Below are 11,831 nucleotides of genomic sequence, written 5' to 3' on the forward strand. Positions count from 1 at the left end.
CTCCCTCTGGGAGAGGGCGGGGGGTGAGGGTCGTCCCAACCGGCCAGCACCCCAGTGCAGCGGCGCCCTCCCTGCAAGCCCCGGGTCGGGGTGGAAATCATGGGCGCCTGCTGGATCCCGCACATGCTCAAGGCCCCGTGCCCGGAGGACCTCTACGAGCACCAGGGACGGTGTTACACGGCCTCCATGGCCCCCCCTCCCCAGCCGCGCGCGCTCGGGCATTGAAGGAGGGGGACGTCACCGCCGCTCGCCGCCTAACCGATCAACTCCGACAGGGGGCCTTCGGCGATTCTCGTCGGGCCTTCCGCCCCGAAGGTGTTGAAGCCGGTATCCCCCGAGGCGTGGCCCAGGGAGTTGAACAGGTTGGACACCTGGCGGTTCCGTGCCTTGCCTTCGGCCGGATACACCACGGTCCGTCCATCCGTTTTCAGCCCCAGCGCATTGCCACCGAGGACGAGCTTGGGCCACTCCCGCGCCTCCGAGTGGTGTTGTTCGCCATTGTCGGACATGAAGACGATCGCCGTGTAATCCAGCATCGAGCCGGACGCGTGGAGCTCCGGCGTCGCCGCCAGCGCGCGGGCGAGCTTCGCCACCAGGGCCACGTGCTGACGGGTGACCGCCGCGATGCCGGTCCAGTTGGCCGCGGTGTCGATGCCGTGCTGGAGATCATGACGGCCGACGTTCGCGATGCTCGAGTCATAGGCCACGTCGAAGCCCGAGGTCCCCGCCGCCAGCACCACCACGTTCGTCAGTCCGCCCAGCAGCGCGGTGGTGGCGATCTCGAATTGCGCCTCGAGCCACTTGAGGGAGTCGGGCGGGGTGGTGCCTCCCTGAAGCAACGGGTTCACGGACGGGTCCGGAGGCAGCAGCGGCTTCACCTGCGCCGCCATTCCCTGCAACTGCGTCTCCCTGGCCCGCAGCGCCTCGAGCGAGGCCAGGTACCGCTCCAGCTTCATGCGCTCGTGGGAGTTGCCCTTGAAGGTCCCGAGCGCGGCCTTCGCGTCCTCACGGACGAAGTCGAAGAGCATCCGGCGCTCCTGTCCCACCGCCGCGCCGGTCGAGAGCGAGCCGAAGAGGGTGTTGTACGCGAGCATCGGGTTCACCAGGATGCCGGCGGGCTTGCGCGGACCGTACGCACACGTCTCGTAGACGATGGGGGTGCGCGCGGAGCTGGTGCCAAGCCGGATGGCGTCGAAGGGCGCGGTGCGCTTGAGCGCCGGCGCCAGCACCGCATCCAGGGTGGCGGCCGAGCCATGCACCGCGCAGCTCAGGGCCCCCGTCCCCGCCGAGTGCCCTCCTCCGGCGATCATCGACGACAGCCCGAGCAGCACCGCCGCCCGGTTCACGAGAGACGGCGCTCCGCTGCCTCCGGCGAGCGGCCCCAGGCACAGCGCGCTGGAGAGGTTGTCTCCCATGCGGACCAACGGCGTCTCGGGATACACGTCGAGGAAGTTGTGCCGCGTGCCAACCTTCGGGCCGAGGGCCGCCCGTGTCCCGCTGGACAGGAACGCCTCGGGGTAGATGCCGTTGCACTCCAGCACCAGCACCAGCCGCATGGGCTTCACCGTCTGGGCGAGCGCCTCGCGGTAGAAGGGCGCGAGCAGTCCAGTGGCCACGGCGGATTTGAGCAGTGCGCGTCGGGTCAGCATGGTCACTCTCCCTGCGCCGGCGCGCGGCGCGTCGTCCAGGTGTCGCTGGTCATCAGGGCGCCCAGCATGGCCTTGAAGGAGCCCTGGTGCGCGTCGTAGGCCTGCTCCATCCGCACCAGCGTGCAGGCGTCGCTCCGGTTCTCGTCGCGGCCCATGAAGTAGCGGAAGGCCTGCCGGACGAAGCAGCGCTTCACGTAGCCCGAGGCGGCGAGCTTCTCGCTGAGCTCCACCGCATCCCGCACGGGCCCGTTCAAGCCCGGGTCCGGCAGATTGCTCAACATCGCCTGCCCGGTGGGAGCCATCCAGCCACCGTCGGGTGCATGGTCCCTCGTCCGCAGGTAGCCGGCATGGTTGTAGGTTTCGAACGGGAAGCCGAGCGGGTTCATCAGCGAGTGACAGCCCTGGCATTCACTCTTGCCGGTGGCGTCCTCGAGCCGCGCACGCGCGTTCTTGTCCGGCGCGTGAGGCCCCACCTGCGCCCGCACGCGCACCGAGCTGAGAGGGGGCACATAGCCGCAGAGCAGGTTCTCCCGCACCCACTTGCCCCGGTGGACCGCGGACGGATCGTCCTCGAAGTTTCCGCCATGCGAGGCCAACCACGCCGGGTGGGTGAGCACTCCGGCGCGCTCCGTCTCCGGGAGCATCCGCCAGCGCGCGTCGTGGGTCGCGGCGATCTCCGCGGTGGTGCCGTAGGGCTGGCCCGTGTACCGCGTGGCGTTGCCGTCGAAGCCCGAGTCCTGGGTCGCGGCGAGGAAGAACCGCCGGGAGGTCAACAGCGTCTCGAGCACCGCGACGTCCTCCACCACCGCGCGCGCGACGAAGTCGTCCATCTGCTGGATCAGCGTCGACTCGTAGCCGTAGTAACCGACGAGCAGATTCTCCCAGGCCGCGGCCTGCGCGCGATAGCCACTCAGCTCCCCATCATCGAAGGCGCTGGTCGCCTCCGGGCGCTCCTTGAAGATCGCCTCCACCTGCGTGTAGCCCAGCCATTGGCGGAAGAAGTTCGCCACGCCATCGGCGAGCCAGTACTCGCCCCGGCGGGGGCGCTCCTCATCGCCGAAGTCCTGGACCAGATCGAAGCGGGTGGGATCCACGCCGCCGAGGTGCTGATCGATCAGCGCGCTCACGACTTCCGGTGAGCGGATCCCTCCGTCACGGGCCGCGTCCGCGATGTCTCCGTAGTGGCCCTTGGAGGAAGCGGAGGTGTAGGGCCACCTCCAGGTGGGAACCGCGCCCGGGGCCCGATCTCCCAGCGCATAGGTGAGCTGCTGCGCGAGCTCCCAGTCACCGAGCCCGACCCGGCCGTCGCCGCCCGGCGTGCCCAGCTCCTCGCGGAACAACGCGCCGCTCATCAATGACGCCGCGGTGACGACACGCGAGAGGCTGTGGGTACGTGCGTCCTCGCCTCCATCGGGGACCTCCTGCGTGAGCACCGACTGGGCGAAGGCGCCCAACCGGTCCAGCTCATCCGCGCGCGCGGGCCGGTACATCACGCCCCGCTCGAGCAAGGTGGCGAGGTAGTTGCGAATGCACGCGGTGCTCGGCTGCGCCTGCTCCCACATGCAACGCAACGACCGGTCCTCCCGGAGCAGATCGAGTCTGTTCGAGCCGGTGTAGGGCCCGGCCCACGTCGCGCCGTACTCGTCCACGATGGGGAGGATGATCTCCACCATGGATTCATCGACCGTGTCGGTGGCGGCGTAGCTGCCGTAGGGCGAGCGTGGATTCGGATCGAGCGGATTGTCGTAGAAGCTGAAGCCGGTCCATCCGCGCGTCACGGAGCCGCCGACGTTGCGGGTCCACTGCCACCGGTTGATGCGGCGGATGCGCGTGGGCGCATCGGAGACGGCCCCCCGGCAGGCAAAGAGCTCCTCCTGGGGGATCAGGTTCGGCGAAAGCTCGGTGGCCTCGCTTCCGCCGTCGGAGGAGACTCCGCCATCCGAGGCGTCCGGCCCCTTCTGGGGGTCCGTGCACGCGCCGAGCACCATCAGGATTCCGGCGACACAGGCTCGCACTCCGCCGCGACCTCTCATTTCACTTCCCTCCGGGTGTAGCGCTCTGGCGTACTTTACTCGACTTTCCAACTAATCTCGTTGCAAATCACCAGCACCCGCGGCAACCCCGCCTTCTCGCCGCGCGTTGACATGGCCAGGGGGCCCGGCATTGTCCCCCACGCCATGGACGCGTCCCCCTTCCGCTCCCATTGGTCACTCGATCCCGAGGTGACCTTCCTCAACCACGGCTCCTTCGGCGCCTGCCCCACCCGAGTGCTCGAAGCGCAGTCCGAGCTGCGTGCCCGCATGGAAGCCGAGCCCGTGCGCTTCCTCCACCGCGAGCTCGAGCCCCTCGCCGATGCGGCCCGTGCGGCGCTCGGGGAGTTCCTGGACGTCAACCCGGACGACCTCGCCTTCGTCAACAACGCCACCACGGGCGTCAACACCGTGCTGCGCTCGCTGCGCTTCGCCCCCGGCGATGAGCTGCTCACCACCGACCACGAGTACAACGCCTCGCGCAACGCGCTCGACTTCGTGGCCAGCCAGTGGGGCGTGAAGGTGGTGGTGGTGAAGCTGCCCTGGCCCGTGCCCTCGCCCCAGGCGGTGGTGGACGCGGTGCTCGCTCACGTCACGCTCAACACCAAACTGCTGCTCATCGATCACATCTCCAGCCAGACGGCGCTGGTGATGCCGGTGGCCGGGCTCGTCCGTGCGCTGCGCGAGCGGGGCATCGAGACGCTCGTGGATGGCGCACACGGCCCCGGGCAGGTGCCCCTCTCCCTGCACCAGCTCGGCGCCGCGTACTACACGGGCAACTGCCACAAGTGGCTGTGCGCCCCCAAGGGCGCCGCCTTCCTCCACGTGCGCAGGGACCAGCAGTCCCTCATCCGCCCCCTCGTCATCAGCCACGGGTACAACTCGCGGCGCACGGATCGCTCGCGCTTCCGCCTGGAGTTCGACTGGCTCGGCACCAACGATCCCACCCCCTTCCTCTGCGTGCCCAAGGCGCTGGAGGTCATGGGCGGGATGCTGCCCGGCGGCTGGCCCGAGGTGATGGCCTCCAACCGCGCCAAGGCGCTGGCGGCGCGCGGCCTCCTGTGCCAGCGGCTCCGGGTGGCGCCCCGCTGCCCGGAGGACATGGTGGGCGCCATGGCCACCGTGCCCCTCCCGGATGGCTTCCCCTCGGAGCCCTCGGTGCTCGGGTTGGACCCGCTCCAGGATCGTTTGCTCTTCGAGCACCGCATCGAAGTGCCCATCACCCCCTGGCCCCGGCCTCCCCACCGCCACGTCCGGCTGTCCGCCCAGCTCTACAACTCGCACGCGGAGTACCAGCGGCTGGCGGAAGCTTTGGAGGCGCTGCTGCGCTGAGTAAGCTCCGCGCAATGCCTCGTTACGCCACCATCGACGTGGGGACCAACTCGGTCCTCCTGCTCGTCGCCGACCGCCTGCCCGACGGCCGCTTCCAGGCCGTGCAGGAGCGCGCCGAAATCACCCGCCTGGGCCGAGGCGTGGACAAGAGCCGCCGCCTCTCGCCCGAGGGCCTGGAGGCCACGCTCCAGGTGGTCTCCGACTTCGCCAGCGAGGCCCGGCGCCTGGGTGCGGAGGCCATCGCCGTGTCCGCTACCAGTGCCGCGCGCGACGCGGAGAACGGCGCCGAGTTCCTCTCCGGCGCCCGCGAGCGCGCCGGGGTGACGGTGGACATCATCTCCGGCGAGCTGGAGGCACAGCTCTCCTTCACCTCGGCCCATGCGGACTTCGGCCGCGAGTCCTCCGCGCCCCTGGTGGTCATCGACATCGGTGGCGGCTCCACCGAGTTCATCTACGGGGACGCCCAGGGCCGCGTGGCCTTCCGGCACAGCTTCGACGTGGGCGCGGTGCGCATGACCGAGCGCTACGTGCGGACGGATCCCCTGAGCGCCGGGGACCGGGCCCGCGTGGAGGCGAATCTGCGCGAGACGTTCTCCAAGCTGCCGCCCTGCCCTCCGGGCGCGGTGCTGGTGGGCATCGCCGGCACGGTGACGACGCTCTTCACCGTGCGACACGCCATCGAGCCGTATGACGCCGCGCGCGTCCACGGCGGCACCCTCACGCGCGCCGAGCTGGAGGCGCTGGCGGACCAGATGTGCCACCTGCCGCTCGCCGAGCGCCAGAAGCTGCCGGGCCTGCAGCCCAAGCGCGCGGACGTGATTCCCGCCGGAGCCCTCATCCTGCTCGAGAGCCTGCGGGCGCTCGGGCTCGAGCGCTGCCGGGTGAGCGACCGGGGCCTGCGTTGGGGCCTGCTCGCGTACCGTTTCGGAGCCCCCCATCCATGAGTCCGACCACCGCCGTGGCCACCCCCTCCGCTCCCGCGACGTCCTCCGCGCGCACCAGCTACTACGCGCTGCTCATCCTCTCGCTCATCAACCTGGTCAACTACCTCGACCGGTACATCGTCACGGTCGCCCTGCCCTACATCAAACAGGACTTCCAGCTCACCAACACCCAGGCGGGCTACCTGGGCAGCTTCTTCATGCTGGTGTTCATGCTGGCCTCCCCGGTGAGCGGCTTCCTCGGGGACCGGCTGCCGCGGCGCTACCTGGTGGCCGCGGGCGTGCTGCTGTGGAGCCTCGCGACGGGGGCCTCGGGACTGGCGACCACCTTCGCCGCGCTGATGGTGGCCCGGGCCTGCGTGGGCATCGGCGAGGCGGGGTACGGCGCGGTGGCCCCGTCCATCATCTCCGACCTCTTCCCGCGCGAGCAGCGCACGCGGGTGCTGTCCTTCTTCTACATCGCCATCCCCGTGGGGGCGGCGGCGGGCTACGGGCTGGGCGGGTGGCTCAGCGAGGCCTACTCCTGGCACATGGCCTTCTTCGTGGGCGGCGCGCCGGGCCTGGTGCTGGGCATCATGGCCTTCTTCATGCCCGAGCCCCAGCGCGGCGCCATGGACGGGCCCGAGGCGCAGACGAAGCTGCCCTTCCTCGTGGGCCTCAAGGGCCTGGCCAACAACAAGTCCTTCTGGTGGACCACGGCGGGCTACACGCTGATGACGTTCTCCATCGGCGGGCTCGGGTACTGGCTGCCCACCTTCCTCGTCAGCGAGCGCGGCATGTCCCCGGGTAGCGCGGGCTTCAGCTCCGGCGCCGTCACCGCCACCGCGGGCCTGGTGGGAACGCTCGCCGGTGGCTGGCTGGGCGACAAGATGGACCGGAAGCTGGAGGGCGGAGGCCTGCGCATGTCGGGCGTGGGCCTGCTGGTCGCGGCCCCCCTCATGTTCCTCGCGATGAAGGTGGACTCGCACGTGCCGATGTTCGCCATCATCTTCCTGGCGCAGTTCTTCATCTTCCTCAACAGCGGCCCCATCAACGCGGCCATCGTCAATGGCGTGCCTCCGGCCTTCCGCGCCTTCGCCATGGGGCTGAACGTGCTGTTCATCCACATGCTGGGCGATGCCATCTCGCCCACCGCCATCGGCAAGGTGGCGGACCTGAGCAGCCTGAGCTTCGCCATCGAGCTGAATGCCCTGCCCGTGCTGCTGGGCGGCCTCGCGCTGTTGATGGCGGGCAAACTGTTCCGGCACGTCTCGGCCTGAAGTCCAGGCCGGCCCTGAACAGTCGCGCCAGGGAATCCAGGACAAGGCGCGCGCACCGCCCCAGGATGTCCTCGACCGAGCCGGACTCCTCCCGGCCCGGCGTCGGCACGCTGGAGGCTTCATGGGCAGTCTGCTGTTCACCCCGCTGACCCTGCGCGGGGTCACCCTCAAGAATCGCATCGTCGTCTCGCCCATGTGCCAGTACTCGAGCGAGGACGGCTTCGCGAACGACTGGCACTTCGTCCACCTGGGCACCCGGGCCGTCGGCGGCGCGGGACTCATCATCTTCGAGGCCACCGCCGTCGAGGCCATCGGCCGCATCTCGCCGCAGGACCTGGGCATCTGGAAGGACGAGCACATCGCGCCGCTCGCGCGCATCACGCGCTTCATCCACGAGCACGGCTCGGTGGCGGGCATCCAGCTGGCGCACGCGGGGCGCAAGGCCTCCACGGCGCGTCCCTGGGAGGGCGGCGGTCCCATCCCGCCCGGTGTGAAGGAGGGCTGGAAGCCCGTGGGGCCGAGCCCCGTGCCCTTCGACGCGGAGCATACGGTGCCGGAGGCGCTCGACGAGGCGGGCATCCAACGCATCACCCGGGCCTTCGTCGAGGCCACCGAGCGCGCGAAGGCCGCGGGGTTCCGCCAGGTGGAGCTCCACGCCGCGCACGGCTACCTGCTCCACGAGTTCCTCTCGCCGTTGTCGAACCAGCGCACGGACCGGTATGGCGGCTCGTTCGAGAACCGCGTGCGGCTCACCCGCGAGGTGGTGCAGGCGGTGCGCAAGCGCTGGCCCGAGGAGCTGCCCCTCTTCGTGCGCATCTCCGCCACGGACTGGGGCGAGGGCGGCTGGAACCTCGACGAGTCGGTGGCGCTCGCGAAGCTGCTGAAGCAGGACGGGGCAGACCTCATCGACTGCTCCTCGGGAGCGCTGGTGCCGGGGGTGAAGATTCCCTCGGGGCCCGGCTACCAGACGCTGTTCGCCGATCGCATCCGCAAGGAGGCCGGCATCGCCACCGGGGCCGTGGGCTTCATCCGCTCCCCGTTCCAGGCCGAGCACATCCTGCGCACGGAGCAGGCGGACGTGGTCATCCTCGCCCGGGAGCTGCTGCGCGACCCGTACTGGCCCCTGCACGCGGCGCGCGAGCTCCACGCCAAGATTGCCTGGCCGCCGCAGTACGAGCGCGCCCAGGACTGAAGCCGCGCGCCTTACGGCGCCGCGGGGTGGACCTCGGCGAGCGCGGCGGGCAGGTGCTCGCCCCCGCGCACGACACGAGCCAGACGTCCCGAGGCGTCGTACAGCAGTACGGTGGGCAGGGTCAGCTCTCCGCGGGGCGACAGCGGCTCCGCCACCTCCTCGGGCAGCGCGGCCACCGGGTAGCGGATGCCGAGCTTCCCCGCCTCGGCCTCCACCTGCTCCGCCGTGTGAGCGCCCAGGCCTCGCACGTTCCACGTCCCCTGTTTCGCCAGCGCCGTCAGGACGGGCACCTCCTCACGGCAGGGCTTGCACCAGGAGGCGAACACCTGCACGGCGGTGGGATGCCCATTCACCGCGCCGCCCACCTGCTCTACCCGGAGCGGCAGCTTCGGCGCGGCGGCCCGGGGCACGGATGCACGGAAGGGCTCGGCCGACTTCGCGCCCCCCTCCACCAGCGTCCACCGTTGGCCGGACCGCAACGCCCCGAAGGACTCGGTAAGGCCCTCGCGCCACGTCACCTCCACCTCGGCGGCCTCCTCCGTCCCCAGTCCCACGTGCACCACCGGCTCCACCGAGCTGAGGTAGCCGCGCGTGAGCAGCACGGGGAAGGCTCGCGTCCCCGCGCTCGTGCGCACGCGCACCGTGGCGTTGCTCGCCTCCCGGTGGCTCCCGGTGGCTCGCAGCCGCAGCTCCATCGCCCGGCCCGAGGGGCCCTCGTTGACGAAGAGCTGCAACCGCGGCGCGGCCCGGTTGAGCATCAGCAGGTCCTGGTCTCCATCCCCGTCCAGGTCCAGCGCCACCAGCGCCCGGCCATCCGCTCGCGAGTCGAACCCGTCCGACCACGCGCTCTCCTGGAAGGAGCCATCCGGCCGCTGCAGCCACAGCTTCTTCGGCTCCCAGCCGGAGAAGGACTGCGAGCGGCCACCCCACCCGTGCGGCCCCACGGCGCCCAGCGCGCTGGACAGGAAGGCAGCGTTATCGAAGGAGCCTCGGCGCCCCTTGGACTCCTTCGCGATGGCCTGCGCCAGGACCTGGCGCCAGTAGACACTTCAAAGGTCTTTTCGATTGGGTGCGCTGTAGAAGCCGTTGGCCACGGCCAGGTCCAGGCGCCCATCGTCATCCGCGTCGAGGAAGATGGAGCCCCAGGCCCAGAGCCCCCGGTTGACGCCCCGGGCGAGAGCCACCTCCTCGAAGCGGCCTCCCTCGCGAGCCAGGTAGAGCGTGTTGCCCGCGGCGAACTTGTCCAGGCGGCTCCTGAGCTCCGGAGACGTCACCTGGGCCGCGGCGAGCACCCGGGTGCCGGCCTTGGAGAACATGTTGGCCACGTACAGGTCCAACCGCCCATCTCCGTCCAGGTCCCCCACGTCGGCGCTCATGCCGTTGCCCGGGTCCCTCAGCCCGTGGGCGTCGGTGATGTCCCGGGGAACGCCCTGCGCGTCCAGGTGCCACAGGTCGTTGTCCCCGAAGTCATTGGCTACGTACACCTGGGGACGGCCCTGCCCCGCCAGATCCGCCGCCACGGCGGCCAGACCCCAGTGGGGGTGGCTGCGCGCATCCGGAGGAGCCACTTCCCGGAAGGTGAGGTTGCCCTGGCCGAGGAAGAAGCGCGAAGGCCGACCATCGCGGGCATTGAGCTGATCCTCCGGCGTCATGGTCACGGAGTAGTACAGCAGCACCACGTCCAGGTGGCCGTCGCCGTTGATGTCCGAGACGACGGAGGTATGGGCGTTGGCGCGGGGCAGGCCCGAGGGCACGGAGGTGAGCGTGCCGCCGTCATTGCGCAGCAGCAGGGGCGGCGCCCGGTCCGGCCCCTCCGTCTGCGTGGTGACGAGCACATCCGGATCGCCATCCGCGTCGAAGTCCCCGGCGGCCAGGGAGGAGAACCAGGTGCGCCGGGGCGGGCGTACCGAGAGCTGGAGCCGCTCGTAGCGCAGGGGCGCGGTGGCGCGGAACAGGAAGAGGGCGCTCGGATTGGCCGCCAGCACATCCAGCAGGCCGTCCCCGTCGAAGTCCCGCACGGCCAGCGCACCGTTGCGCATGAAGGAGGCGTCACTCCTGGACTCGTCGGGGAGCACGAGACCGGAGGCCTCGGCCTGCTCGTGGAAGCGGGGCTGGGGGCGCACGGTCTCGGACAGGCCCCGCACCGGCTCCAGGTGCTCCAGCCGCCAGGAGCTCTTGGGCATGCGGCGGAAGGTGGCGGGCGTCTCGCCGCGCACGGTGCGGCGCTGGCCCTCGCTGTCGATTCCATCCAGCTCGAAGAGCAGCCGGACCGAGGCCTCCTGGGGACCGGGCTCGAAGCCCAGGGCGCGCACGCTGCAGTTCTCCACCGAGACGAAGCGCTCCACGGGCAGGTGCAGGCCCGAAGCGGCCACGTCCTCGGGCCAGACGAAACGGCCGCGCTTGATGGGGGCGCACAGCTGCTTGTCGAAGAACTCCTCCAGCGAGTCCTGCAAGGCTTCGCGCTCGTTGAGCTGCCGCAGCATGCGCGCCTGCTCACCGCCCGAGGCCCACGCGGGCACCGAGACCAGGCACAGCAGCACTCCCATCAGCAGCGGCTTCACGGCTCGCATCCTATCATGCCGGCGGCCGAGGCAGACGAACCCCGAAGTGCTCGAGCAGGGCCCGCTCGATGTCCTCCTGGCCGCCGAGCGTCCTCTCCACGCGCTGGCCCTGCTCCGTGAGGAGGAGCCGGTGGCCACTCAGGGTCACCCGCCCCGTGGGCGTCTTGAGCGAGCAGAGCGTGCTCTTGAGGAAGAACGAGTCCGGCGAGGTCTGGTGGTACCGGCACATCTCCGAGAACTCCTCCAACCGCCTCGGCATGCGCGAGAACACGTAGAGGAGCTTCCGCCCGCCGCCCGGCGCCTCCTGCCAGAGCGACCAGTCCTCCCCGAGCCGCTCCAGGTGGAAGCGCAGCCCCGCCGAGTCCCACTGCCCCGGAACGAGGGGAAGCGGCTCGGCGAAGCCCTCACCGAAGCCCACGTCGGCGAGCCAGGAGGACCCGTCCAGGGACACCTCCAGGACGAGGTGATCGAACTCGGGGCCGGAGGGATGGACGCCATCCGGGGACACGCGCCCGGACAGGTACGTCACCTGGAAGCCGAGGGCGCGCAGGAGCGCGGCGAACAGCCCGTTCAGCTCGTAGCAGAACCCGCCCCGGTGGTTCCGGACGACCTTGTCGAAGAAGGCCGCCTCGTCGAGGACGATGGGACGCCCACCGTGGATATCGAGGTTCTCGAAGGGAACGGCCTCGAGGTGCCGCAGGTGCAGCGCACGCAGGGTCTCCAGCGTGGGCTCCCGAGGCCCCGCGTATCCCAGCCGCCGAAGGTACTGGCCGATGTCCATGGTTCCCCCGTACGAGGCTCGAAAGCGCGCCTCGCGCAGTATAGGTCAAATGGCGTGACGAACGATGGCTCCGGACCCCGGCCGGG

General features: G+C 70.5%; 9 protein-coding genes. 4 read left to right on the forward strand and 5 right to left on the reverse strand.

What is annotated here, in order from left to right; genetic code table 11:
* Window positions 1-254: 254 nt before the first annotated feature.
* Window positions 255-1,649 carry a DUF1552 domain-containing protein gene (locus tag NR798_RS36975; protein ID WP_375767258.1) on the reverse strand — a complete coding sequence of 465 codons (1,395 nt, stop codon included), beginning with the start codon at window positions 1,647-1,649 and terminating at the stop codon, window positions 255-257.
* A 2-nt stretch (window positions 1,650-1,651) separates the two neighbouring features.
* Window positions 1,652-3,682, reverse strand: coding sequence for a DUF1588 domain-containing protein (locus tag NR798_RS36980; RefSeq protein ID WP_375767259.1), 2,031 nt, complete (start codon window positions 3,680-3,682; stop codon window positions 1,652-1,654).
* Between the two features lie 144 nt (window positions 3,683-3,826).
* On the opposite strand from NR798_RS36980, the gene NR798_RS36985 reads away from it, so the two are divergent.
* The 4 genes from NR798_RS36985 to NR798_RS37000 all read left to right on the forward strand — a co-directional run bounded on the left by NR798_RS36985 (window position 3,827) and on the right by NR798_RS37000 (window position 8,403).
* Window positions 3,827-5,011 (forward strand): aminotransferase class V-fold PLP-dependent enzyme, encoded by a 1,185-nt coding sequence (locus tag NR798_RS36985; protein ID WP_375767260.1) that lies wholly within the window; start codon window positions 3,827-3,829, stop codon window positions 5,009-5,011.
* 14 nt (window positions 5,012-5,025) lie between these two features.
* Complete coding sequence (locus NR798_RS36990) at window positions 5,026-5,955, forward strand: Ppx/GppA family phosphatase (protein ID WP_375767261.1); 930 nt, start codon at window positions 5,026-5,028, stop codon at window positions 5,953-5,955.
* Window positions 5,952-7,211: a spinster family MFS transporter gene (locus tag NR798_RS36995; RefSeq protein WP_375767262.1), complete on the forward strand. Its 1,260-nt coding sequence runs from the start codon at window positions 5,952-5,954 to the stop codon at window positions 7,209-7,211. The genes NR798_RS36990 and NR798_RS36995 overlap by 4 nt, the downstream gene beginning before the upstream one ends.
* Window positions 7,212-7,332: 121 nt before the next feature.
* On the forward strand, window positions 7,333-8,403 hold the full coding sequence (locus NR798_RS37000; RefSeq protein ID WP_375767263.1) for an NADH:flavin oxidoreductase/NADH oxidase: 1,071 nt from the start codon (window positions 7,333-7,335) through the stop codon (window positions 8,401-8,403).
* A gap of 11 nt (window positions 8,404-8,414) precedes the next feature.
* On the opposite strand, the gene NR798_RS37005 is transcribed toward NR798_RS37000, so the two are convergent.
* From NR798_RS37005 to NR798_RS37015, 3 genes are all read right to left on the reverse strand, one after another.
* On the reverse strand, window positions 8,415-9,347 hold the full coding sequence (locus NR798_RS37005; protein WP_375767264.1) for an ASPIC/UnbV domain-containing protein: 933 nt from the start codon (window positions 9,345-9,347) through the stop codon (window positions 8,415-8,417).
* Between the two features lie 105 nt (window positions 9,348-9,452).
* Window positions 9,453-10,964, reverse strand: a complete 1,512-nt coding sequence (locus tag NR798_RS37010; protein ID WP_375767265.1) for an FG-GAP repeat domain-containing protein — start codon at window positions 10,962-10,964, stop codon at window positions 9,453-9,455.
* Window positions 10,965-10,977: 13 nt separating this feature from the next.
* On the reverse strand, window positions 10,978-11,745 hold the full coding sequence (locus tag NR798_RS37015; protein WP_375767266.1) for an arylamine N-acetyltransferase: 768 nt from the start codon (window positions 11,743-11,745) through the stop codon (window positions 10,978-10,980).
* Window positions 11,746-11,831: the final 86 nt, after the last annotated feature.

This window comes from Archangium gephyra (assembly GCF_042230915.1).
Classification (GTDB): Bacteria; Myxococcota; Myxococcia; order Myxococcales; family Myxococcaceae; genus Archangium; species Archangium gephyra_B.

Coding starts and splice junctions, on each gene's coding strand:
- NR798_RS36975 (WP_375767258.1), bottom strand. CDS start 1,649: ATGCTGACCCGACGCGCACTGCTCAAATCCGCCGTGGCCACTGGACTG.
- NR798_RS36980 (WP_375767259.1), bottom strand. CDS start 3,682: ATGAGAGGTCGCGGCGGAGTGCGAGCCTGTGTCGCCGGAATCCTGATG.
- NR798_RS36985 (WP_375767260.1), top strand. CDS start 3,827: ATGGACGCGTCCCCCTTCCGCTCCCATTGGTCACTCGATCCCGAGGTG.
- NR798_RS36990 (WP_375767261.1), top strand. CDS start 5,026: ATGCCTCGTTACGCCACCATCGACGTGGGGACCAACTCGGTCCTCCTG.
- NR798_RS36995 (WP_375767262.1), top strand. CDS start 5,952: ATGAGTCCGACCACCGCCGTGGCCACCCCCTCCGCTCCCGCGACGTCC.
- NR798_RS37000 (WP_375767263.1), top strand. CDS start 7,333: ATGGGCAGTCTGCTGTTCACCCCGCTGACCCTGCGCGGGGTCACCCTC.
- NR798_RS37015 (WP_375767266.1), bottom strand. CDS start 11,745: ATGGACATCGGCCAGTACCTTCGGCGGCTGGGATACGCGGGGCCTCGG.